Genomic DNA, 21,388 nt, shown 5'->3' with positions numbered 1-21,388 from the left:
TAGCTATATAATAATTAGGCTCTACTGTTTCAATTTGGCGCATACTTAAAATGCTATGATATGTCCTTTTCATGGCTTATCCGATATTTCTTTCATTCTTTAGCATAGCCAGTTCACCCTTTAATTTTTGGTTTTCTTCCAAAAGCCGTTGGGTAAGCACTGTCTTCTCATTGATTTCATCCTGCAAATTGGCTATGGTATATACAATACTTTTCAATTTGTCCATTCCTGGTTCTGTTTCTTCTTTTTGAATGAGCATGGAACCTGTTCCTCTTAACAACCATTCAGCGGAAATTTCCTCAAATGAGGATGAAATTGCTATTATTGTTGCAAGGCTAATTTCTCTTTTTCCTATCAGTTGATTATTAATAGTTGTGGGCTTTAATCCACACTTAATAGCAAATCCCCTCTCTGATAGCCCTGAATAGGTTATTACTTCTTTAATTCTGTTTATCATAATCAATCAAAAGTTAAATATCCACAAATGGGGATATAAAATAGGTTTTAAATTTTTATATATCCACATTTGAGGATATATTTGCATCATAAATCAATCAATCATACAAACATACAAAAAATGATTGATAAAACCAATTAAAAAATAACGATTATGAGCTACAATTTATCACAAATAATGAAGTCTGCACACCGCAATTACAAGAAGGGTGGAAAAACATTTTCAGAGTGTTTAAAATCTGCATGGAGCTTTGCAAAACTCCAAGAAAGTTTCTCACCGGAAGCAGTGAAATCAAGAACTGATAAATTTTTAGCTGAAAGACATGAAGCTATGAGCAAGACTGCCAAAGCTACACCTAGCAAGGAATATAATAACCTTAATATTCCCGCTTCCGCTTACTACAACCCAAATAGTACTCATTACGGTGCACATTACGTCGGAGATTAATCAAATTATACAACAATGGATAAAAGAACCGAACTAGAAATACAGCGAGACAAATATGAAGCTGTGATTGAAGAACGAGACGCGTTGATCAGCTCTTTGAGAGGTGAAAATGAAAAACTCAAACGAGATTTAGAATCAGAACGTGGATTTTATAGAGAGAAAGTTTCCCAATGTGATGATTTGAAGAAATTTATTGAATCGCAACGAAACTTAATGGACATAGTTTTGAAGAACAACCAAAGTATTCTCTAACCCTCACTAAAGTCAAACCAAACCGCCGGTTATCCGGTACCCAGTCCGGTCTTTGAGCCTGCCCTTGAAGGGAGACTGGGAACAACAGAGAAGAGTTCTTTGACATATTGGTAAAATGGTGTTTTGGAAGCCGACACGTGCTGAAAGGGATTACTGACGTAGGCGGGCTTCTCAACGATATAATGCTGTGGTTAATGGTCAAGCCGTATCGTTGTAAAACTAAATCAGTTAGACGTTTGTCGGCAAATCGAGGTATTTGCTTTATGTATATAAAGGTGATGTAGCTCAGGCAGGTTAGAGCGCTGTGTGTGGTGGATGGTTGAGAGTTCGAGTCTCTCAAGAAATACTCTTAGCTTAACGGAAGAGCACCACAAGCAGAGGTCGGCGGTTCGAATCCGCTCATCGCTTCAATGTTTAATTTAAAATTAGATTGTATGGAAAAGGATATTCAGAGACGTAACGTAATTGATGTATTACGGAGTATGGATGTTGGTGCAATAGAAGTATTTCCTATCGTTCAGAAACCGTCTGTAACTAATACATTGAATGCTCGGCTTTATAAAGAAAAAGCTGAAGGAATGGCTTGGAAAACAAAGTCAGATGTAAAAAATATGCAGTTTATAGTAACCAGAATTGCATAACTACCTTGCTTGTTGAGATGATCAGAGGTGAAATGGCTGAAATATTGCTAGATAATATTCTCCGTCTGTTTTCTACAGAAACGTTTGGAAAAGATAAGTCTGCGTATTATGTGGGTGGGGAAAAGAAATTGATGAATCTTATAGAAGCGGGTAAGATTGAAAGTGATAAGCCCACTAATGTTCAAAATGGCAAATGGCATTGTAATGCTGCTCAAGTATTACTGCATTGCCGATGTGCGAGAAGGAAAGTCAAATCTAAAAAGCGGAAGAGATGAAAAAAATAAAATTCATTCATAACATTTTTACAGTAGTTGCCATATTAGTAGCTATGTATATAGGTGGGGGAATCGAAGCTACGAGAAGTGATATCGCCTGGTCATATCTCATATTCATTATAACTGTTGTACTATTGGCTGTGAGATTCGAATATGAGGAAAGGGGAAGAATATAAAAATAGCCTGTGAAGGTTTGCATTGCTTAATTTTAGTATTTGTCATGTTTATTTAGCCCGGTTCGCCGGGCATCTGCCGGGATAGCCCAGTTGGTTAGAGCGCATGTTTCTACATGAGGTCAGCGGTTCGAATCCGTTTCCCGGCTCAACTCAATCAGAGTTAAGTAACCCGTGAGGGTGAAAATATATTTGCATTATATATACAATCAATGTAGCCGGAAGCGTCTGGCTACGACCTGAAGGAATGGCGGAATTGGTAAACGCAAGTATGCAGATAGATTGAAGAAAGTCATACATAGGTAATCTATCATCCCGGTTCGAGTCCGGGTTCCTTCACAGAGAATTTTTCTTTTTATGTTTAACTAATGTTGCCAGCGAAAAGGACGCTGTAGGGTTAAAGCCCCTGTTATTTGAGTTTTAATTGTTCTATACTATTCCGGTGTGCTTTGAACGGCTATCCGGAAGCAAGAAGCTCGTGAGAGTGCTATTTAATTAATAGTTAATGTCGTGTTTTATTTTGTGTTTGTGTTCTAGGTGAATGGTTCGTGAGAATAGTTCACTTAAAACGGATGGCTGGTGTAATTGGCAGCATACGCAGATATGCGTGATGTGGGTTCGAGCCCCACGCCATTCACTTTTCTGCTCCTATTAAATTATAGTAGTTCATGAGTTATGTTTTGTGTTTGTGATTGGGGTGTATGGTCTGTGAAGATAGTGCACCTCTTTAATTAATCGGGCGGATATGTATATCGTTGGTTGAAACTGCGGTGAGGTGCACCAATATTCCGTGAGACCGGTTCGACTCCGGTTCTGTCCACTAGCATTTACATTATGTATAAATCAGGGAGCCGTACACCCTTAAGCGTAGCCGTTCCATAAGGTACATTGGATTATTCATTTTCTTATTTTTCTGCCTGTACAATACCGTACAGGCAGTTTTTTACTACCTGAAAATGGCGTTAAAATGGCGAAGTTTCTGTTTGCTAAACTTGTCAATAACGATTACCTTTACTGATGTAATGAACTAAAAGTCAAACCATTAAATTAGAATTATGACAGCGAGAAAAAACACTGTATCAACGGTTCAGAATGAAGAGAAGAAGAAAAACTCTATCAGACCGCTTCTAGCTTCTGAAATTGAATGTAGAGTTGGTACTATGAAACCGGACGGTTCGGGCTGCTCCTTGCTATTATACAAGGATGCTCGAGTAGACATGAGAATACTTGATGAAGTGTTCGGAGAAATGAACTGGAAACGGCACCATGATGTCGTTAATGGGAATCTATTCTGTACGTTATCCATTTGGGATAATGAAAAGAAGGAATGGGTGAGTAAACAGGATGTTGGGACAGAATCTAGCACAGAAAAAGAGAAAGGGCAGGCTTCGGACGCCTTTAAACGTGCAGGATTTAACTGGGGAATTGGGCGTGAACTTTATACGGGTCCTTTCATTTGGATTCCACTTGAGAAAAATGAAATATATCAGAGCAAAACAGGTTCTCCTGCTTTATACACCAAATTCAGTGTAAAAGAGATTGGTTATAACGAGCAAAAGGAGATTATTTTACTTGTTATTGTGGACAATAAAAACCGCGTTCGTTTTGCTTATGGTAATACAAAGGAAAAAGTATATGCTCCCAATGTTTCTGCTTCAAACGCTTCGGGCAAAGTATATACTGGTGTAGACCTGGATCGTGCAATTAAACAAATGACTGGTGTTAAAAGCCGCGAAGAGCTTGAGAGAGTTTGGGCTGAACATCCCGAACTTCACAATAATAAGGAGTTCAGAAACATAACTATTGACATGCAGAAAACGTATCCTCCTAGAAATTGATAATAATGATAGAATTAGTGAAATCCAGTGTGGTTTTCAATGAGGAAAACCACACTTATATGCTCGGTGAAAAACAGTTGCAAGGTATAACCGGTATGATTAGCCGGCAGTTGTTCCCTGACAAATATAAAGATGTCCCGGATTTTGTGTTGAAGAGAGCTGCTGAGAAGGGTAGCCTTATTCATGCTCAATGCCAGTTTGCTGATGCAACAAGTTTACCGCCTGAAAGTATTGAAGCAGAGAATTACATCAGAATGAGGATAAATGCCGGATATAAGGCGTTTGCCAATGAATACACCGTCTCTGATAACGAATACTTTGCATCGAATATAGATTGTGTTTGGGAGAAAGCCGGTAGAATCTGTCTTGGTGACATCAAAACTACGCTGCATCTTGACGAAGAGTATTTGAGTTGGCAGTTGTCAATTTATGCTTATCTGTTTGAACTCCAAAATCCATTACTCAAAGTTGATAAATTGTTCGGCATTTGGGTACGTGGTGATAAACATGAATTGGTTGAAATTCCTCGTAAGCCTGATAAAGAAGTCAAGAAGTTAATGGAATGTGAGAAGAAGGGTGAGCAATATCTATCCAATCTTCCCGTTCCTACCCCTGATGATGACAAGTTACTTATTCCAATGCAGCTTGTAAATACTATAATTGGGATTGAGGAAGAACTTGCAGATCTAACCAAGATTCAGAAAGATTATAAGGCAAAATTGAAAACTGCTATGCGTGAGAATGGTGTCAAGTCATGGGATGCCGGAAGATTGCGAGTTAGTTATACACCCGCTTCTACGAGTGACAATTTTGATACTAAAAAGTTTCAGGCTGATCATCCAGAATTATACTCTAAGTATATCAAAACAGTTCCTAAAGCTGATAGTATCCGTGTAACAATAAGGGAGGATAAATCATGAGTTTAAACAAATTGATGCTTATCGGGCACGTTGGCAAAGACCCCGATATTAGAATTTTGGAAGCTGGTTCTAAAGTGGCCACTTTCTCCTTTGCCACCACTGAAAAAGGTTATACCCTTGCTAATGGAACACAGGTTCCTGAAAGAACTGAATGGCATAATGTTGTTGTTTGGCGTGGTCTTGCCGATGTTGTTGAGAAGTATGTCCATAAGGGAGACAAGTTGTATCTGGAAGGAAAGATAAGAACTCGGAGTTATGATGATAGCAGAGGAATTAAACGGTATATTACAGAACTTTTTGTTGATAATATGGAGATGCTTTCTGTTAAGCCTCAACAAGCGCCACCACCGCCACCTCTTCCGGAACACACCAATAATCAGACTCGAAGTGCGGTGAATGAGTGCCCGCCACCGCCACCACCGACCAAGGACGATTTGCCATTCTGATAGGTTATGGAAGCAACATTGACGAAGAAAGATGGCAAAATCCAAATGGATAAGTCTTTCGAGTTCATGTGCAGCACACTTCGTAATGGAGAATACACTGTAACCATTAAGAAAAAAACACAGCCGAGAACATTAAATCAAAATGCTCTCATGTGGAAATGGTTTCAGTGTATTGGTGCCTGTTTGCGTGAATACACAGGTGAAGAGTATTGGAGCACTGCTGCTGGAGTTCAGGATATACATGACTTGTATTGTAAGAAGTTTCTTGTGAAACAGGTTCATGTGAATGGTAAAGTGGAAACTATTGTGCGAGGAACAAGTAAACTTAATACTTTAGAGATGCATAATTTCATGGAAAGCGTGAAAATAGATGCGGCCACCGAGTTTGGTATTACACTTCCATTGCCTGAAGACCAGCATTACTTAGATTTTATTCATGAGTACCAAAACCGGTACTAATTAATCCTTTTATAATTTATGATTGCAAATTTGAGAAACTACGAACCCGAGACAATCGAGTTTGTAGTTCCCGATTCTATTCGGGAAAAATTTCCCCCTGTTTTATTTCAGGGTTCTACGAATGTAGATGAATTGATAAAGTTGGTGAATGAGCATTTCAATGCTACATTCCCTGAAAGTGAGGTGACACAACGTTTACTGGATGAATTTGAGATTTCCGAAATTCGTGAAGAGTATTGCATCAAGCAAGAGAATGAGGTCCCCAAACGCGAACGTGAATTGTTGGAAGCCATTGAACGTGCGAAGAAAATTAAGAGTGATGCTCAAGACAGGTTAGCTTCTATTAAGACTGAAATTAAAGACCTGGCTGCCGAGGTCAAAAAGGGGACGAGGGAGTATCATCTTTCAAGTAAGAATACGATCCGGTTTGCTCTTGATGGATATTTCCTGTATTATTCATGGGTGAACGGTGAGTTTAAGCTTGTGAAAGCTGAAAAAATTCCTGATTGGGACAAACGTTCTCTTTGGGCACAGGAAGATCGAAACAGAAAAGCGATGCTTGATTTGTTTGGTATTGAATATCCTGAAGTAGAACGTCCTATTGATGATACAGAAGATTATGGGGACAAGTTCGAAGAAGACCTGTCTGATAAACTTCCTGAAGAAGAACCGGAAGACGATGAGTAGATTGCAGCACAAAAAAGGCAGGAAGTCCAACTATGTGAAGCGGCTTGTGAATAATCCAGATTGGGAAGAAGCCAAGCGTAAGGTTCGTATTAGGGATGGACATAAATGCCAGATGTGCGGTAAAGACTTCAATTTAGAGATTCACCACAAAACATACAGGGTTAACGGAAAATCAATCGTTGGTCATGAACTTGAACATCTTGATTGTCTCGTTACCCTTTGTGGTGACTGTCATTCGAAAGTTCATAAATATCACATCAAATTATGACATACCAGTTAAGAGACTACCAAAAAAGTGCTAGTGATGCAGCGGTCAGCGTTTTTAAATCCAAGGAAAAGAAAAACTACGTGATAGTTCTTCCCACTGGTGCCGGGAAGTCCCTTGTCATTGCCAATATAGCTGCACGGATAGACGGGCCGCTGATAGTGTTCCAGCCTAGCAAGGAAATACTCGAACAAAATTTTGCGAAACTTCAATCATACGGCATATTCGATTGTGGAGTTTATTCAGCTTCTGCCGGAAGAAAGGATATCAATCGTATTACGTTTGCTATGATTGGTAGTGTGATGAAACACATGAGTTTCTTCAAACATTTCAAGCACGTTCTGATTGATGAATGTCATTTAGTGAATCCGGAGAAAGGAATGTATAAGGAATTCTTTGAAGATGAGCAAAGGAAAGTTATTGGGCTGACAGCGACTCCTTACAGATTATGTTCAGGAAGAGGTGGTGCTATGCTTAAATTTATAACTCGTACCCGGCCAAAGGTTTTCACTGATGTTATTTATCACTGTCAGGTGAGTGAACTACTTGCTAAAGGATTTCTCGCAAGTTTGAAATACTATGATATTACAAAGTTGGATTTAAGTAGAGTCAGGACTAATTCTACTGGTGCAGATTACGATGAAAAAAGTCTTCTGCAAGAGTTTGAACGTGTGGACATATACAAAGATATAGTTGGATGGACAAAACGTCTGTTGAACCCCAAATCGGGCATACCACGCAAAGGTATTTTAATATTCACGAGGTTTATTCGTGAAGCCGAAAAACTGGCTTCCGAAATTCCTAATTGTGCGATTGTTAGCGGTTCTACTCCAAAGGAAGAAAGGGCACGAATTCTGAAAGGTTTTAAAGATGGAAGAATAAAAGTTGTTGCTAATGTCGGAGTACTTACAACCGGATTCGATTACCCGGAGCTTGATACGGTTGTTCTTGCACGTCCAACCAAATCCCTTTCCCTCTATTATCAAATGGTCGGTCGTGTCATTCGTCCCTGCCAAGGTAAAGAGGGTTGGGTTGTTGATTTGAGTGGGAATTTCCGGCGTTTTGGGCGTGTTGAAGAGTTACGCATAGAACAGCCTGAAAAGGGAAAATGGTGTATAATGAGTCGTGGCCGTCAATTAACCAATGTAGTATTTTAATTATCATGTGGAGAAATTACAAGAAGAAAGAAAAGAAAAAGCCTCTTTTCGAGGTAGAAGGTGTTAAGGTCAAGAAGAAACCTGATCTTGTCGATAAACTAGACAGAATATTTAGTTTATTCATCCGTTATCGTGATACGATGCCTAATGGATATTTTCAGTGTATTTCATGTGGTAAAATAAAGCCTTTCAATAAAGCAGATTGCGGTCATTACATCAACCGCCAACACATGAGTACTCGCTTTGATGAAATGAACTGCAATGCTCAATGTTCACATTGTAACCGCTTCATGGAAGGAAATATTCAGGATTATCGCAGACGTCTAGTTGCCAAGTATGGTGAACGAAATGTGCTGATCCTGGAAGCCAAGAAAAATGTTACTAAGCAATTTAGTGACTTTCAATTAGAAAAGCTGATTACTCATTACAAGGAAGAAGCGAAAAAACTGAAGGAAGCAAAAGGTCTGTGAGTTTTATTACTAATCGGAGTATAATCCCTTAAAATATGGAAAGAAATTCATTCATCTTTTATAAAGGGTGGAGAGAAGCAATCAAGGATTTGCCGGATGATGTCAGGCTGGAGATTTACGAAAGCATAATTGAGTATGCGACAACGGGAAATCTTCGGGGGTTGAAACCTATGGCAAATATTGCTTTCAACTTTATAAAGATAGATATAGACAGGGATACTGAAAAGTATATGTCTATTGTGGAAAGGAATAAGAGCAATGGTTCTAAGGGGGGACGTCCGAAAAGTGAAAACCCAAAAGAACCCAAAGAACCCACAAAACCCACTGGGTTATTTGGAAACCCAAAAGAACCCACAAAACCCGATAATGATAATGAATATGATAATGATTATGTAGATGATAATGATTCTCATTTAAAAAAGAAAGAAACTTCTCCTAAAGGAGAATCAAAGAAAGACGAGCTTTCTTTGTTCCCCGAGGAAAAGATTGATTGGGGTGGGCTAATGGATTATTTTAATTCCACGTTTAAAGGTAAACTTCCTGCTATAAAGTCCATAGATGCAAAACGAAAGAAAGCTATTAAAGCACGTGTCGCACAATACGGGAAGCAAGCTGTATTCGATGTGTTCCAATTGGTTTTAGACAGTCCTTTCTTGCTTGGACAAAACGATAAAAATTGGAGGTGCACTTTTGACTGGATATTCAAGTCTGCGAATTTTACTAAAATTTTAGAAGGAAATTACAATGGAAAACGAACTGATACTGCGGCCACAAGAAGAGAATCGGTTAGCAGTCTTACGGACCTCGCCGAAAAACTATTGCAAAGCTCTATGCCCCAAGAAGGTTGAAGATGTATTTCAAAGTGATGAACCTTCTATTGGCACTATTATAAGAAAGTTTGGTGAGCCGCAAGCCAGAGCAGTGTTGGTCATATTGATAGCTGATGCCTTGGAGTTTTTCAATGTCGGTAATCCAATGTCGGCTACACAAGTCGCTACTACAGTAGATTTAATCATTGAAGAATATCCATATATGAAAACTGATGATTTTAAACTGTGTTTCAAGAACGCAATGAAAATGAAATATGGCAATATCTATAATAGAATTGATGGTCAGGTCATCATGAGTTGGCTTCGTGAATACAATAAAGAACGTTGTGCTGTTGCTGATAATCAGTCATGGAATTTTCATAAAGAGAATTTGTCGGAGGAAGTGGGCTATACAAGTGGCTTGTCGTATGAAGAATACCGGAACGAACTCAAACTTAGAGTTGAGCAAGGAGATGAAGAAGCTGCTAAAGCGTTAAGTCTCTCAAATGAAATAATCTCTTATCTAAACAAAAGAGAAAATGGCAAACAAGAAGCAGAAGGTGACAATTTACTGGAACACTAGGCATATCAAACTTGAAGATATTCCTGAAGTGAAAAGAAGAATACGGGAGCGTTTTGGTATTCCTAATCACACAACTGTTAATGGTGAAACGGATTGTTATATCCGTGAGGAAGATATGGAATTGCTTCGGGAAACGGAAAAACGTGGCTTCATTCAAATACGTAATAAGCCCGCATGAAAATGGCGTTAAAATGGCGAAGTTTCTGTTTGCATAACTTGTCATTTTACGATAACTTTACTGATGTAATGAATTAAAAGTCAAACCAATATAATTAAATTATGGAAGTACAAAACATTAGAATTGACCTTATCAGTCCTTCTCCTTTGAATCCGAGAAAGACTTTTGATGAAGCAGCTCTTGAAGAGCTTGCAAGCAACATTGAAAAGCAAGGTTTATTGCAACCTGTCACTGTCAGAGTTGCTAAATCCGAGGAGATGACTAACCTAGAAACCGGAGATGTTACCCCATTACCTTACACATACGAAATTGTTTGCGGTGAGCGTCGTTTCCGGGCTGTGTCACTTTTGAAAGCAAAGGAAGATGAAGCGAATGTTGCAAAAATCAAAGCCCATCGAAAAAAGTCGGAAAAATTTCAGACAATATCCTGCATTGTCAGAGAAATGACAGATGATGAGGCTTTTGAAGCGATGATTACCGAGAATCTTCAAAGAAAAGATGTTGATCCCATCGAAGAAGCTTTTGCCTTTGCGCAGTTGGCTGAAAAAGGACGAACTTTGGAAGATATCGCTCTTAAAATAGGAAAGTCTACCCGGTTTGTATTTGACCGTATTAAATTGAATTCTCTTATTCCTGAACTAAAAGAGCGGGTAAGAAATGGAGATATACCATTGTCCGGTGCTATGATTCTTTCTAAATTGGATGAAGATACTCAAAAAGAGTTTCATGAGGAGGAGGAAGAACAATGTACTACTGCTATGATTCGAGAATTTGTGAGTAATTCTTTCATGGAGCTTGGTAACGCACCTTGGATTAAAGATGATTCCGATAATTGGGAAAATACTGATATTAAATCATGTTCTCAATGTGAGAATAATACGTGTAATCATGGTTGTTTGTTCTATGAAATGAATAGTAAGGATGCTAGATGTATCAATGCTGCTTGCTATGAGAAAAAACAGATTGCTTATGTGACGCGGAAAATTCAACTAGAATATGAACATCTTGTTAAAGTTGGCGAACCTCTTTCATTTGGAAAAACAGTAATTATCGCTAGACGTCCCGATACATATTGGGGAGAAGATAGAAAGGTTTTCTATGAAAAAACTTTGGAAGCTGTTAAACAACTTGGATTTGAAATAGTTGATCCTGATGAAATCTTTAGATGTAAGTGCTGGTATTCAGAAGATGATGAACGCACTTTGAAAATGCTTGAAGATGGAGAAGTTTATCGTTGTCTTTCATTTTTTGGACATTATTCTCCCGAATTTAACGTTAGTTTCTATTATGTTAGAAAAGCAACGGCTTCCTCTACTTCCGCCGTTGCCGATCTAAAAGAGATAGAAAGGGAAAAAATAAACGCCCAATTAAAAAGAGCGAAGGATATAGTCAAGGAGAAGTCTGCTGAAGAAATGCGCAAGTGGGCGCAAGAGAAAACATATTATCAGAGAACAAAAGAATTCTCTGAAAATGAACAACTTGTTTTTGATGTGCTGGTTCTTAGCGGTTGTAACAGTACTTATCTTGAAAAACTGAATTTGAAAAAATGGAATGGTGAGAGTGATTTTGTAAATTATGTCAAGAACAACCAAGCTGACCGACACCAATGGTATAGAGCCTTTATTGCTGAATGCTTATCATCGAATAATGTGAATTTCTGCTCCTATTTGCAAAAGTGTCAGAAAATCCTTTTTGCAGAACAATATCCGGATGATTACAATGCGCTAACAAAGAAACTTGTAGATTCATATAGCAAGAAAGAGATGAAGCTCAAACAGCAACTCGAAGAACTTAATAACGATAACACAGAGGAAGCCTAACGGTTTCCTCTCTTTATTTGAAATGAAAATGAAAGACTATATAGAATTTCTAAAAGACAAGATGGCTATTAGCCACAATACTGGATTTGAAGTTAATCCTAATGAAATATCAACTTCTCTTTACCCTCATGTGAGAGATACCGTTCGTTGGGCGGTATCCGGTGGTTGCCGTGCCATATTCTCCAGTTTCGGTATGCAGAAAACAGTAACCCAATTGGAGATATGCAGAGTTATAATCAACCAGTATTTTGGTAAAGCTCTTATCGTTTGTCCTAAACGTGTAGTAGTAGAGTTTATCACCCAAGCTAAGGAGCACATGAACATGACAGTTAAGTATGTCAAGACCATGAGCGAAGTCAGAGCCTGCAAGTGTGATATAATGATTACCAACTATGAGCGTGTCCGTGACGGAGAAGACGGCGTAAGAATAGAACCTTCCTTTTTTACCGTTACCTCATTGGATGAAGCAAGCGTATTGAGAGGGTTCGGCACCAAGACATACCAAGAGTTCCTACCGCTGTTCGCCGATGTGCCTTTCCGCTTTGTTGCCACTGCCACGCCGTCACCTAACAGATACAAGGAGCTGATACATTATGCCGGATATCTTGGAGTGATGGATACAGGTCAAGCCCTTACACGTTTTTTTCAACGTGATAGTACCAAAGCTAATAATCTAACGCTTTATCCACACAAAGAAAAAGAATTTTGGCTGTGGGTATCAACTTAGGCATTGTTCCTAACCAAGCCTTCCGACCTCGGTTATCCTGATACCGGCTATGAATTGCCGGAACTGCGGGTACATGAAGAAGTGGTTAGCGTTGACAATTCCACTGCCGGTACAGACCGTGACGGACAAGTGAAGATGTTTCGTGAGGCTGCTCTCGGACTTGCTGATGCAGCGAAAGAACGTCGGGACAATATGGCAGAGAAGATTGCCCGTGTCGTAGAGATTATTAATCGTCCTGAAAACAAGGACGAGCATTTCCTTTTGTGGCATGACCTTGAGAGTGAGCGGGAAGCCCTTTGCAAGGCTATCCCCGGTTGCAAAGCTGTTTATGGCTCGCAGGATGATGAGGAAGCCGACAAGGTGATAGCGGACTTCAAAAACGGGAGATTGAAATACCTGGCCGCAAAGCCTGAAATGCTTGGTGAGGGTTTGAACTTCCAGTACCATTGTCATAAGGCTATCATGTTCATCGACTACCGGTTCAATGACAAGTTTCAGGCGATAGCCCGTATCTACCGTTTCATGCAAAAACATCCTGTAGACCTTTACTTGGTCTATGCAGAAAGTGAAGGAGAGATATTCAAAAGCTTTATGCAGAAATGGGCGCAGCATCGTGAAATGGTTTCTAAAATGACTGATATCGTCCGTGAGAACGGTCTGTTCGGTTTGCAGGCAGAGGAGAAGATGATGCGCTGGATGTTTGCCAGCCGTGAAGAAAAATCCGGTAAACTGTGGAAAGCCATCAATAACGACAATGTTTTGGAGTGTCAGAAAATGGAAAGCAACTCGGTGGATTTGGTTGTAACCAGCATCCCTTTTTCCAATCATTACGAATATACGCCGACCTATAACGATTTCGGGCATAATGAAAGCAACGACAAGTTCTTCGAGCAGATGGACTACCTCACACCAGAACTGATGCGGATATTGAAGCCTGGGCGGCTGGCTTGCATCCATGTGAAAGACCGTGTATTGTTCGGTAATGCCACAGGTGACGGTATGCCCACCATCGACCCGTTCTCCGAAATGACGGTATTTCACTACATGAAACACGGATTCCGCTACATGGGGCGTATCACAGTAGATACCGATGTGGTAAGGGAGAATAACCAGACCTACCGCCTTGGCTATACAGAGATGTGCAAAGATGGTTCTAAGATGGGTATTGGTTGCCCTGAATATGTGCTTCTTTTCCGTAAACTGCCTTCTGATACTTCACGTGCCTATGCAGATTTGCCAGTAACCAAGAATAAGAATGAATATTCGTTAGCCCGCTGGCAAATAGATGCTCATGCAAGTTGGAAATCTTCAGGTAATACTTTGTTAAGCTATGAAGATATGAAAGTTGCCGGTATTGACAAGATACGCCATTTGTTTAGAAACTATGAGCGTGAACATATATACAATTATGAAGAACATGTTGCTTTCGCTGAAGAATTAGAAGTTTACGGTAAACTACCAAAAACATTTATGGCCGTAGATCCTGTAAGTAAGAAACCTTGGATTTGGGATGACGTTACCCGGATGCGTACACTCAATACCAAGCAGTCACAGAAAAAACGTCAAAATCATATTTGTCCTCTTCAGCTTGATATTGTTGAGAGGTTGATTGAACGGTATTCAAATAAAGGAGACTTGGTATTCGACCCATTTGGCGGTATCGGTACTGTTCCTTACTGTGCTATTAGATTGGGGCGTAAAGGGCTCTCTACCGAGTTGAATTATGACTATTGGAAAGACAGCCTTTCATACTTGCATGAAGCTGAAATTGAAGTGAATGCACCGACGCTATTTGATTTGATGGAAGCTATTTAATCTAAATAAGAATGGATATGTATTTGTATAAAAACAGACCACCGCCTTTATTAAATAGTGTGAGATTATTCTTAGTCTAACAATTTAACCCGATCGATATGATAACATTGAATAGGTTTGCCCAGAGATGCTTGAATATCATGAGGAAGCGCTTTAAGATGAATGAGCATAGCTCAAGAAAAGCGTTTAGCATAAGAATTGAAGCCGTTTGGAGAAAATTCGATATTGCTTCTAAATATAGGAGTGATAATCTTCCTAAATATTCGGAAGATGAAGAATTGGCAGCCGAGATGATAATTTACCTTGTTGCCTATTTAAAAAGATTTGGTTGTGAGGACATTGAACAGCTTATCAAAGATAAGATAGAGTTCGATGATAGAAAAAATGATTAGGTGTTGTTACTGACTGTTTGTGTTGTTGATTTTGTGTTGTTGATTTTAATATAGTTAGTTATGACAGAGATTATTCAAGTCTGCCTACTTGATTTTAATAAGGGGCAGCTCATGGGATTGCCGAAAAATCCACGTTTTTTTCGTGATTACCGCTTTGAAGCGATGAAGAAAAGCATTCAGGATTCGCCAGAGATGCTTGAACTTCGAGAACTTATAGTTTTTCCCTACAATGATGGCAGATATATTGTTGTTTGTGGTAATTTACGTTTGCGAGCTTGCAAGGAGTTAGGTTATAAAGAACTGCCTTGTAAAATTCTGGCACCTGATACCCCCGTTAAGAAGTTGAGGGAATATGCCACTAAAGATAATGTCAATTTTGGTGAGAATGATTTGGACGTTATGGAAAACGAGTGGAATAAGGCGGAACTCCAAGATTGGGGCATCGAATTTGCCCCGGAGAAGAAAGAGGATGAATTTAAAGAGCGCTTCGATGCCATCACGGATGATACAGCCATTTATCCTCTCATTCCAAAGTATGACGAAAAACATGAGTTGTTTATCATCACCTCAAGTAATGAGGTAGATAGTAATTGGCTTCGTGAAAGGCTGGATATGCAGCACATGAAGTCGTACAAGACCGGGAAAGTAAGTAAGAGTAATGTAATCGACATAAAAGACGTTCGCCATGCCTTGCAAAATAGTAATACCAAGTCATAAGCGCCATGACCGGGTGTTCGCTAAAAAGTTGGTGAACGATCCTATCATTTGCGTTGCTGAAAGTCAAGCTGACTTATATCAACAATTTAACCCGGAATGTGAAATTGTTACTCATCCTGACGACGTTATGGGCCTCATCCCGAAACGTAACTGGATGGCAAAGCATTTTGGAGAACTTTTCATGCTTGATGATGATGTCCATGCCTGCAAACCTATTTATGTGGAAAAAGGAGAACCTAGCCGGATAAAGGATAAAGATAAGATAACCAATATCATTCAGTCATTATTTGAGATGGCCAGTATGATGGATGTACATCTGTTTGGCTTCACCGCTCGGATATCGCCGGTAATGTATGATGAATCCGCTTTTCTTTCTCTTTCGAAAATGATAACCGGTTGCAGTTATGGAGTAATCTATAACAAAAACACTTGGTGGAATGAGGAAATACGTTTGAAGGAAGATTTTTGGATTTCTTGTTACATGAAGTACAAAGAACGTAAGGTTTTAACCGATTTGCGGTATAATTTTGAGCAAAAGAACACTTTTGTAAACGCTGGTGGGCTTGCTTCTATAAGGAATCAGGAAGAGGAACGTAAATCTATCCTCTTTATCAAAAAGAATTTTGGTGATAGTATTTTGCTAAAGAGTGCAACCACTAATGGGAAAGACAAAACAAAGCAGCTCGTTCAATATAATATATCATGCAAATTCAAATTCTAATAGTCTGTAAAAAAGGCGTTTAAATGGCGTCCATTCTGTTTGTCATATTCGCCTTTTTTAGCTAATTTTACTGATGTAATAAACTAAAAGTCAAACCATTAAATTAGAATTATGATTATAAGAACAGTTTGCGGATATGATTTCTTTGAGGTGAGTTCTGCAATGCAGAAAGCCATTAGGCGAGCCGACACCGGGGTAGCCGGCTTTTTTGCATTGGAACTTTGGGCGAGTGGGTACCGCGACTATGTGTGGAAGCGTCTGTTTACCATTAGTGCTGAAGATTGCTATGGAATCATTACTAAAGAGATAGAAGCATTGTGGCAGGGGCATGAGCTGGTAAACAAGACTGCTACTGAACCCAAAGGGAGGATATTTGTCAGTAAAGCTGTTATTCTCCTTTGTGAATGTAGAAAGAATCGTGATGCGGATCATTTGCAAAACTTCATCTATGATAGAAAGGATATTGATATAGAAAAGTGGATAAATGATGTCAGGCGTTACCCTATTCCTATTCCAGATTACACTTTCGATGTACATACACGAAAGGGTAAAAAACATGGGAGAACCAAAGAAGAATTCTTTCAGGAAGAATACAAGGCGTTACAACCTCGTGTTCCTGGTTTATTCGATGATTTGGTTCAACCCAGTCAACCAAAGTTATTTAATGATGAAACCACGGCTAAGTAGCTGTGGTTTCATCATTTTTCATATAAGTCAAACCAATTTAATTAAAAAAATGAACACGTATTACAAATTTGCGCCAAATGTATTTTTGGCAAAGTGTGATGAGAAGCACGAAAAAGGTGAAACTATTGAAGTTACCACCAAGTATGGAAAAGAAAATGAATGTATTGTTTTCAACCTCATTTACGAACGTGATGGATTCTATTACTACTCAATCGTACGGGCTGATGGCTTTAATGTGCAAGAGTGGGCCAAACAAAGAGCTGAACGTCGTCATGAATGGGCTACATCTGCTGTACAGAAAAGCTGTGAATATTACAACAAGTCCAATAAAGATAAGGATTTTCTTTCTCTAGGTGAGCCTATCAAAGTGGGACATCATAGCGAGAAGCGACACAGAAAAGCGATAGATGATGCGTGGAACAATATGGGGAAAAGCGTTGAGTTTAGCGATAAGGCTGCCGAACATGAAAGAGTTGCGAAGTATTGGGAAAAAAGGGCTAATACGATAAACTTGTCCATGCCGGAAAGTATAGATTTCTACGAACATAAGTTGGAACAAGCAAAAGAATATCACGAAGGATTGAAGTCCGGTAAGTACCGACGCGAGCATACATACGCTATGGCTTATGCCAATAAAGCAGTAAAAGAGGCTAAAAAAAATTATGACCTTGCAGTAAAGCTGTGGGGCGATGTTTAATAATTTGTAGTATCTCAAATAATTTACTATGAGAGAATTATCAAAAGAAACCTCATTACAAAGGGTAATGAGGGCTTCAGGTCGTGTACCTGTACAATGCTCATGCAGTGTTTGTAAACAACAATGTCATACGCCATGTTTAGGTACTCCTGATGATATTGAACGAATTATTGATGCAGGTTATGCCGACAGGTTAGCGCTGACGAACTGGGCTGCTGGTATATTCTTAGGGGTTATTAATATTGCTATTCCGATGATTCAACCTGTTTCCGGCAAAGAGTTTTGTGCTTTCTTCGAAAATGGACTGTGTATCTTACATGATAAGGATTTGAAACCCACTGAAGGGCGTTTGTCTCACCACACTGTCAGGAAGGATAACTTCAATCCAACTATGAGTATTGCTTGGAACGTTGCGAAAGAATGGCTGATGCCAGAGAATGAGGATGTACTTTCTCGTGTAGTTAATAAATTCTTGAATGCGAGGAAGCCATGAATGTGTATCAATCAATACCTCGTAGAGATTGTAGGGTGTTTGCTAAATGTGGGGCAAAATCCTTATCACATTGCCGGCGGCATCGTGGAACTGATGGTGAGTGTAAAAACTGTACTCTTATTCATCGCAAACCTCGCAATCGTATTATAGATGCTTCAGGACGTGAGATGAAAAAATGTACACACTGCGGAAATTACTTCTACTTGAACCGGTTCTACAATCGTATAGTAGTGAGAAAAGGTAAGGAATATCATTTATTGACTTCTTGGTGCCGCATGTGTATGTCTGAAATCAATAATCAAAGAAATTTGAAGAAAAGAAATGAGTAGTATAAATTTATTATATATTGACCTGTTTTGTGGAGCAGGTGGAACCTCGACAGGAGTGGAATCTGCAAGAATTGATGGTAAACAGTGTGCTAAAGTAATAGCCTGCGTCAATCACGATGCCAACGCCATTGCAAGCCATGCGGCCAATCATCCGGATGCATTGCATTTTACGGAAGATATTCGCACGCTGGAACTTTCCCCGCTAATTGAACATCTTGCTAAATGTAAGGCTCAATATCCGGGTGCAGCGGTCGTTCTTTGGGCGAGCCTGGAATGTACGAACTTCTCCAAAGCAAAAGGTGGGCAACCTCGGGACGCTGATAGTCGCACACTTGCTGAACATCTTTTCCGGTACATTGAAGCTATTTGCCCGGATTACATTCAGATTGAAAACGTTGAAGAATTTATGAGTTGGGGTGATATGGACGAAAACGGAAAGCCTATCAGCATGGATAAAGGTAGACTATATCAAAGATGGGTACGCAACGTAAGAAAGTATGGCTACAACTTTGATTTCCGTATTCTCAATGCTGCCGACTATGGTGCATATACTACTCGAAAACGCTTCTTTGGTATATTTGCCAAAAATGGATTACCGATAGTATTTCCACAACCCACTCACTGTAAAAACGGTAAACAAGATATGTTTGGTCGTTTGGAAAAGTGGCGCCCGGTTAAAGAGATACTGGATTTTTCCGATGAAGGAACAAGTATTTTTCGTGAGAAGCCACTTGCTGAAAAGACAATGGAACGTATCTATGCCGGCCTGATAAAATTTGTAGCCGGGGGCAAAGATGCTTTTCTTATCAAATATAATTCCATGAGCCGGACTGGAAAATATAATGCCCCTGGGATTGACGAACCATGCCCGGTAGTAGCTACGCAAAACAGACTGGGAGTTGCGCAGGTATGCTTTCTTTCAAAACAGTTCAGTGGACACCCCGAAAGCAAGAATGTTTCTATTAATGAACCAGCCGGAACAATTACATGCAAAGACCATCATGCGTTTGTATCAGCCCATTACGGTAACGGATTTAACCGCTCAATAAATGAACCGTCTGCAACCGTAACAACGAAGGATCGGTTATCTCTCGTTTCTCCATATTTCATAGACCAGCAATATGGAAACAGCAAACCTTCATCTACAGAAAAGCCGCTTGGATGTATTACCGCCAATCCTAAGTACAATCTTGTTAGCTGCAAGCCGTGGATTATGAATACAAACTTCTCCAACGTTGGTAGTAGCATAGAAGAGCCCGCACAAACAGTCACTGCAAATAGAAAGTGGCACTACCTAATGAACCCTCAATTTAATAGTGCAGGTGGTTCCGTTGATAATCCATGCTTCACTCTCATAGCACGTATGGATAAAATGCCGCCTTATTTGATCGCAACTGAAACTGGACATGTAGTAATCGAGATTTATGATACCGACAGCCCTATGACAAAAAAAATAAAAGAGTTCATGGGCTTATACGGGATAATTGATATTAAAATGCGAATGCTACGCATACCTGAACTAAAGCGTATCATGGGATTTCCAGAAAACTATGTGTTAATTGGTACACAGGCTGACCAAAAGAAATTCATAGGGAATGCAGTCGAAGTTAACATGGCACGTGTTCTCTGTGAATGTATTAGTAAAAAGTTACGTGAACTAGGGTCAGTTGCAGCATAAAATGGCGTTAAATTGGCGAATGTTCTGTTTGTAAAACTTGTCAATAATGATTACCTTTATAGATGTAAAGAACTAAAAGTCAATCAATATGAAGAGGAATGAAAAAATAGCAAAATTAGAAAGACTAGGTATTTTCAATCAATGGAAATATAATACAGAAAGAGCAAATGAGACATTTAATATTGAGTGTCCTGACTTCTCAATGACAAATGAAGAGCGGATGAACAATTTGTTAGATGTTGATTGCTGTTTTCATTGGTTTCTAACTATTTCATTCCCTTTTAATAATACTCCTGAAGGCGTTGCTTTTTGGAATGATATTGCAAAAAAATAATTAAAATAAATATAGAAAGGAATCAAATGAATCTGCAATCTAAAATAGATTACTCTATCGCTTTACTTCGCAAATGTGAACAGATGGCACTTGACTACGACCCGGATAATGGCTTTTATTTAGCTTTCTCCGGCGGCAAGGATAGTCAAGTCCTCTACCATCTTGCGGTAATGGCAGGAGTAAAATTCAAGGCTCACATGAACCTTACGAGCATTGACCCTCCGGACGTTATTCGATTTGTGAAGAGGAATTACCCAGACGTGGAACTGATAAAGCCTAAAATGTCTATTTATGACATGGCTCTAAAAAAGCATATAATTCCTACACGAACGATGCGCTGGTGCTGTGCTGAATTTAAAGAAATGTCCGGTGCAGGTAAAGTCACCTTGATCGGCATTCGTAAAGCTGAAAGTGTGCGGCGCTCTAAACGTGAAGAAATTGAGATTAGCAGCCATAAATTCAGCGGGAATTTCGACCAATTTTCCGAGCATAAAGAAAATATGGTTACATGCGTCAATGGAAAAGATAAGATTCTTGTCTCGCCTATTCTTTACTGGACTGAACGTGAAGTTTGGCAGTATCTTAACTCAAATAATATACCGCACTGCAAATTATACGATGAAGGCTATAAGCGTATTGGATGTATTCTTTGCCCGATGTCTAACTACAAACAGAAGCTAAAAGACTGCCAGCGTTTTCCTCATGTGAAGCGAAAGTGGATACAAACAATTCAAAAACTGATTGATGCGGGATATCTCAATCGTAACTTCACCGATGCCGAATTTGGGTTTAATTGGTGGATAAGTGATAAAAGTTTCAATCAATATTATGCAGACGAAGTGCTGCAGCAGAAGATAGTGTTTAACTAATAATGCGAATCAGCAGTTGACAATCTTCTACCTTTTCGCTTGTTAAAATGTT

27 protein-coding genes, 5 tRNA genes and 1 pseudogene are annotated in these 21,388 nt (G+C 39.3%); 32 read left to right on the top strand and 1 reads right to left on the bottom strand.

Annotation, left to right across the window (positions count from 1 at the left end; genetic code table 11):
* Positions 1-76 precede the first annotated feature (76 nt).
* Positions 77-457, bottom strand: coding sequence for a helix-turn-helix domain-containing protein (locus ACT8YW_RS14930; protein ID WP_008775953.1), 381 nt, complete (start codon positions 455-457; stop codon positions 77-79).
* A gap of 153 nt (positions 458-610) precedes the next feature.
* Between ACT8YW_RS14930 and ACT8YW_RS14925 the strand changes: the two genes are divergently transcribed.
* The 32 genes and pseudogenes from ACT8YW_RS14925 (at position 611) to ACT8YW_RS14770 (ending at position 21,336) form a co-directional block, all read left to right on the top strand.
* The gene (locus ACT8YW_RS14925; protein ID WP_008765982.1) at positions 611-904 is read left to right on the top strand and encodes a hypothetical protein; all 294 of its coding nucleotides are present in this window, start codon (positions 611-613) and stop codon (positions 902-904) included.
* A gap of 15 nt (positions 905-919) precedes the next feature.
* Positions 920-1,156 (top strand): hypothetical protein, encoded by a 237-nt coding sequence (locus tag ACT8YW_RS14920; RefSeq protein ID WP_004300198.1) that lies wholly within the window; start codon positions 920-922, stop codon positions 1,154-1,156.
* Between the two features lie 274 nt (positions 1,157-1,430).
* A tRNA-OTHER gene (locus ACT8YW_RS14915) sits at positions 1,431-1,564 on the top strand.
* Between the two features lie 26 nt (positions 1,565-1,590).
* On the top strand, positions 1,591-1,797 hold the full coding sequence (locus ACT8YW_RS14910) for a hypothetical protein (RefSeq protein ID WP_004318833.1): 207 nt from the start codon (positions 1,591-1,593) through the stop codon (positions 1,795-1,797).
* A gap of 17 nt (positions 1,798-1,814) precedes the next feature.
* Positions 1,815-2,072 carry a hypothetical protein gene (locus ACT8YW_RS14905; RefSeq protein ID WP_073348408.1) on the top strand — a complete coding sequence of 86 codons (258 nt, stop codon included), beginning with the start codon at positions 1,815-1,817 and terminating at the stop codon, positions 2,070-2,072.
* A gap of 251 nt (positions 2,073-2,323) precedes the next feature.
* Positions 2,324-2,394, top strand: a tRNA-OTHER gene (locus tag ACT8YW_RS14900).
* A gap of 92 nt (positions 2,395-2,486) precedes the next feature.
* Positions 2,487-2,584: transfer RNA gene (locus ACT8YW_RS14895), tRNA-OTHER, on the top strand.
* Positions 2,585-2,815: 231 nt separating this feature from the next.
* Positions 2,816-2,882: transfer RNA gene (locus tag ACT8YW_RS14890), tRNA-OTHER, on the top strand.
* Between the two features lie 100 nt (positions 2,883-2,982).
* Positions 2,983-3,065 (top strand) — tRNA-OTHER (locus ACT8YW_RS14885).
* Positions 3,066-3,300: 235 nt separating this feature from the next.
* Positions 3,301-4,083 carry a hypothetical protein gene (locus tag ACT8YW_RS14880; protein WP_004300204.1) on the top strand — a complete coding sequence of 261 codons (783 nt, stop codon included), beginning with the start codon at positions 3,301-3,303 and terminating at the stop codon, positions 4,081-4,083.
* A gap of 5 nt (positions 4,084-4,088) precedes the next feature.
* Complete coding sequence (locus tag ACT8YW_RS14875) at positions 4,089-5,003, top strand: hypothetical protein (RefSeq protein ID WP_151879282.1); 915 nt, start codon at positions 4,089-4,091, stop codon at positions 5,001-5,003.
* Complete coding sequence (locus ACT8YW_RS14870; RefSeq protein ID WP_117977524.1) at positions 5,000-5,449, top strand: single-stranded DNA-binding protein; 450 nt, start codon at positions 5,000-5,002, stop codon at positions 5,447-5,449. Before ACT8YW_RS14875 ends, ACT8YW_RS14870 begins: the two co-directional genes overlap by 4 nt.
* Positions 5,450-5,455: 6 nt before the next feature.
* The gene (locus ACT8YW_RS14865) at positions 5,456-5,908 is read left to right on the top strand and encodes a hypothetical protein (protein ID WP_004300208.1); all 453 of its coding nucleotides are present in this window, start codon (positions 5,456-5,458) and stop codon (positions 5,906-5,908) included.
* 18 nt (positions 5,909-5,926) lie between these two features.
* Positions 5,927-6,595 (top strand): hypothetical protein, encoded by a 669-nt coding sequence (locus ACT8YW_RS14860; RefSeq protein WP_004300209.1) that lies wholly within the window; start codon positions 5,927-5,929, stop codon positions 6,593-6,595.
* A complete protein-coding gene (locus ACT8YW_RS14855) occupies positions 6,513-6,863 on the top strand; it encodes an HNH endonuclease (protein WP_229070380.1) in 351 nt (116 codons plus the stop codon). Before ACT8YW_RS14860 ends, ACT8YW_RS14855 begins: the two co-directional genes overlap by 83 nt.
* A complete protein-coding gene (locus ACT8YW_RS14850) occupies positions 6,860-8,017 on the top strand; it encodes a DEAD/DEAH box helicase (RefSeq protein ID WP_004314098.1) in 1,158 nt (385 codons plus the stop codon). Before ACT8YW_RS14855 ends, ACT8YW_RS14850 begins: the two co-directional genes overlap by 4 nt.
* A gap of 5 nt (positions 8,018-8,022) precedes the next feature.
* The gene (locus ACT8YW_RS14845) at positions 8,023-8,487 is read left to right on the top strand and encodes a recombination protein NinG (protein ID WP_004300212.1); all 465 of its coding nucleotides are present in this window, start codon (positions 8,023-8,025) and stop codon (positions 8,485-8,487) included.
* A 35-nt stretch (positions 8,488-8,522) separates the two neighbouring features.
* Positions 8,523-9,335, top strand: coding sequence for a DUF6291 domain-containing protein (locus ACT8YW_RS14840; protein WP_004314099.1), 813 nt, complete (start codon positions 8,523-8,525; stop codon positions 9,333-9,335).
* A gap of 127 nt (positions 9,336-9,462) precedes the next feature.
* A complete protein-coding gene (locus ACT8YW_RS14835) occupies positions 9,463-9,879 on the top strand; it encodes a hypothetical protein (RefSeq protein WP_444105855.1) in 417 nt (138 codons plus the stop codon).
* Positions 9,836-10,057, top strand: coding sequence for a hypothetical protein (locus tag ACT8YW_RS14830; RefSeq protein ID WP_004318822.1), 222 nt, complete (start codon positions 9,836-9,838; stop codon positions 10,055-10,057). Before ACT8YW_RS14835 ends, ACT8YW_RS14830 begins: the two co-directional genes overlap by 44 nt.
* Before the next feature lie 101 nt (positions 10,058-10,158).
* On the top strand, positions 10,159-11,877 hold the full coding sequence (locus tag ACT8YW_RS14825) for a ParB/RepB/Spo0J family partition protein (RefSeq protein ID WP_444105850.1): 1,719 nt from the start codon (positions 10,159-10,161) through the stop codon (positions 11,875-11,877).
* Between the two features lie 28 nt (positions 11,878-11,905).
* Positions 11,906-14,419 (top strand): annotated as a pseudogene (locus tag ACT8YW_RS14820) (DNA methyltransferase).
* Between the two features lie 98 nt (positions 14,420-14,517).
* Positions 14,518-14,811 (top strand): hypothetical protein, encoded by a 294-nt coding sequence (locus tag ACT8YW_RS14815; protein WP_004318818.1) that lies wholly within the window; start codon positions 14,518-14,520, stop codon positions 14,809-14,811.
* A gap of 60 nt (positions 14,812-14,871) precedes the next feature.
* Positions 14,872-15,528 carry a ParB N-terminal domain-containing protein gene (locus tag ACT8YW_RS14810; protein WP_004318816.1) on the top strand — a complete coding sequence of 219 codons (657 nt, stop codon included), beginning with the start codon at positions 14,872-14,874 and terminating at the stop codon, positions 15,526-15,528.
* The gene (locus tag ACT8YW_RS14805) at positions 15,497-16,249 is read left to right on the top strand and encodes a GREB1-related protein (RefSeq protein ID WP_004300221.1); all 753 of its coding nucleotides are present in this window, start codon (positions 15,497-15,499) and stop codon (positions 16,247-16,249) included. Before ACT8YW_RS14810 ends, ACT8YW_RS14805 begins: the two co-directional genes overlap by 32 nt.
* A gap of 111 nt (positions 16,250-16,360) precedes the next feature.
* The gene (locus ACT8YW_RS14800) at positions 16,361-16,936 is read left to right on the top strand and encodes a hypothetical protein (RefSeq protein ID WP_004300222.1); all 576 of its coding nucleotides are present in this window, start codon (positions 16,361-16,363) and stop codon (positions 16,934-16,936) included.
* A 49-nt stretch (positions 16,937-16,985) separates the two neighbouring features.
* Positions 16,986-17,633, top strand: coding sequence for a DUF3560 domain-containing protein (locus ACT8YW_RS14795; RefSeq protein WP_004318814.1), 648 nt, complete (start codon positions 16,986-16,988; stop codon positions 17,631-17,633).
* A 28-nt stretch (positions 17,634-17,661) separates the two neighbouring features.
* Positions 17,662-18,126 (top strand): hypothetical protein, encoded by a 465-nt coding sequence (locus ACT8YW_RS14790; RefSeq protein WP_004318813.1) that lies wholly within the window; start codon positions 17,662-17,664, stop codon positions 18,124-18,126.
* Positions 18,123-18,455 carry a hypothetical protein gene (locus tag ACT8YW_RS14785; protein ID WP_004318811.1) on the top strand — a complete coding sequence of 111 codons (333 nt, stop codon included), beginning with the start codon at positions 18,123-18,125 and terminating at the stop codon, positions 18,453-18,455. The genes ACT8YW_RS14790 and ACT8YW_RS14785 overlap by 4 nt, the downstream gene beginning before the upstream one ends.
* Positions 18,448-20,133, top strand: a complete 1,686-nt coding sequence (locus ACT8YW_RS14780) for a DNA cytosine methyltransferase (protein ID WP_008017288.1) — start codon at positions 18,448-18,450, stop codon at positions 20,131-20,133. The genes ACT8YW_RS14785 and ACT8YW_RS14780 overlap by 8 nt, the downstream gene beginning before the upstream one ends.
* Before the next feature lie 88 nt (positions 20,134-20,221).
* Positions 20,222-20,467, top strand: a complete 246-nt coding sequence (locus ACT8YW_RS14775; protein ID WP_004314107.1) for a hypothetical protein — start codon at positions 20,222-20,224, stop codon at positions 20,465-20,467.
* Between the two features lie 26 nt (positions 20,468-20,493).
* On the top strand, positions 20,494-21,336 hold the full coding sequence (locus ACT8YW_RS14770; protein ID WP_004318806.1) for a phosphoadenosine phosphosulfate reductase family protein: 843 nt from the start codon (positions 20,494-20,496) through the stop codon (positions 21,334-21,336).
* The last annotated feature ends 52 nt before the right edge of the window (positions 21,337-21,388 follow it).

Source organism: Bacteroides sp., from assembly GCF_052357945.1.
Taxonomy (GTDB): domain Bacteria; phylum Bacteroidota; class Bacteroidia; order Bacteroidales; family Bacteroidaceae; genus Bacteroides.
This window is presented reverse-complemented; position numbering and strand designations above follow the sequence as displayed.

What these genes read in the sequence shown, in the direction of transcription:
- ACT8YW_RS14875 (WP_151879282.1), top strand. Translation starts at nt 4,089, where the DNA reads ATGATAGAATTAGTGAAATCCAGTGTGGTTTTCAATGAGGAAAACCAC.
- ACT8YW_RS14845 (WP_004300212.1), top strand. Translation starts at nt 8,023, where the DNA reads ATGTGGAGAAATTACAAGAAGAAAGAAAAGAAAAAGCCTCTTTTCGAG.
- ACT8YW_RS14860 (WP_004300209.1), top strand. Translation starts at nt 5,927, where the DNA reads ATGATTGCAAATTTGAGAAACTACGAACCCGAGACAATCGAGTTTGTA.
- ACT8YW_RS14905 (WP_073348408.1), top strand. Translation starts at nt 1,815, where the DNA reads ATGATCAGAGGTGAAATGGCTGAAATATTGCTAGATAATATTCTCCGT.
- ACT8YW_RS14770 (WP_004318806.1), top strand. Translation starts at nt 20,494, where the DNA reads ATGAATCTGCAATCTAAAATAGATTACTCTATCGCTTTACTTCGCAAA.
- ACT8YW_RS14840 (WP_004314099.1), top strand. Translation starts at nt 8,523, where the DNA reads ATGGAAAGAAATTCATTCATCTTTTATAAAGGGTGGAGAGAAGCAATC.
- ACT8YW_RS14790 (WP_004318813.1), top strand. Translation starts at nt 17,662, where the DNA reads ATGAGAGAATTATCAAAAGAAACCTCATTACAAAGGGTAATGAGGGCT.
- ACT8YW_RS14930 (WP_008775953.1), bottom strand. Translation starts at nt 457, where the DNA reads ATGATAAACAGAATTAAAGAAGTAATAACCTATTCAGGGCTATCAGAG.
- ACT8YW_RS14880 (WP_004300204.1), top strand. Translation starts at nt 3,301, where the DNA reads ATGACAGCGAGAAAAAACACTGTATCAACGGTTCAGAATGAAGAGAAG.
- ACT8YW_RS14810 (WP_004318816.1), top strand. Translation starts at nt 14,872, where the DNA reads ATGACAGAGATTATTCAAGTCTGCCTACTTGATTTTAATAAGGGGCAG.
- ACT8YW_RS14775 (WP_004314107.1), top strand. Translation starts at nt 20,222, where the DNA reads ATGAAGAGGAATGAAAAAATAGCAAAATTAGAAAGACTAGGTATTTTC.
- ACT8YW_RS14920 (WP_004300198.1), top strand. Translation starts at nt 920, where the DNA reads ATGGATAAAAGAACCGAACTAGAAATACAGCGAGACAAATATGAAGCT.
- ACT8YW_RS14865 (WP_004300208.1), top strand. Translation starts at nt 5,456, where the DNA reads ATGGAAGCAACATTGACGAAGAAAGATGGCAAAATCCAAATGGATAAG.
- ACT8YW_RS14800 (WP_004300222.1), top strand. Translation starts at nt 16,361, where the DNA reads ATGATTATAAGAACAGTTTGCGGATATGATTTCTTTGAGGTGAGTTCT.
- ACT8YW_RS14835 (WP_444105855.1), top strand. Translation starts at nt 9,463, where the DNA reads ATGTCGGCTACACAAGTCGCTACTACAGTAGATTTAATCATTGAAGAA.
- ACT8YW_RS14825 (WP_444105850.1), top strand. Translation starts at nt 10,159, where the DNA reads ATGGAAGTACAAAACATTAGAATTGACCTTATCAGTCCTTCTCCTTTG.
- ACT8YW_RS14850 (WP_004314098.1), top strand. Translation starts at nt 6,860, where the DNA reads ATGACATACCAGTTAAGAGACTACCAAAAAAGTGCTAGTGATGCAGCG.
- ACT8YW_RS14830 (WP_004318822.1), top strand. Translation starts at nt 9,836, where the DNA reads ATGGCAAACAAGAAGCAGAAGGTGACAATTTACTGGAACACTAGGCAT.
- ACT8YW_RS14805 (WP_004300221.1), top strand. Translation starts at nt 15,497, where the DNA reads ATGCCTTGCAAAATAGTAATACCAAGTCATAAGCGCCATGACCGGGTG.
- ACT8YW_RS14910 (WP_004318833.1), top strand. Translation starts at nt 1,591, where the DNA reads ATGGAAAAGGATATTCAGAGACGTAACGTAATTGATGTATTACGGAGT.
- ACT8YW_RS14795 (WP_004318814.1), top strand. Translation starts at nt 16,986, where the DNA reads ATGAACACGTATTACAAATTTGCGCCAAATGTATTTTTGGCAAAGTGT.
- ACT8YW_RS14815 (WP_004318818.1), top strand. Translation starts at nt 14,518, where the DNA reads ATGATAACATTGAATAGGTTTGCCCAGAGATGCTTGAATATCATGAGG.
- ACT8YW_RS14780 (WP_008017288.1), top strand. Translation starts at nt 18,448, where the DNA reads ATGAGTAGTATAAATTTATTATATATTGACCTGTTTTGTGGAGCAGGT.
- ACT8YW_RS14785 (WP_004318811.1), top strand. Translation starts at nt 18,123, where the DNA reads ATGAATGTGTATCAATCAATACCTCGTAGAGATTGTAGGGTGTTTGCT.
- ACT8YW_RS14925 (WP_008765982.1), top strand. Translation starts at nt 611, where the DNA reads ATGAGCTACAATTTATCACAAATAATGAAGTCTGCACACCGCAATTAC.
- ACT8YW_RS14870 (WP_117977524.1), top strand. Translation starts at nt 5,000, where the DNA reads ATGAGTTTAAACAAATTGATGCTTATCGGGCACGTTGGCAAAGACCCC.
- ACT8YW_RS14855 (WP_229070380.1), top strand. Translation starts at nt 6,513, where the DNA reads ATGATACAGAAGATTATGGGGACAAGTTCGAAGAAGACCTGTCTGATA.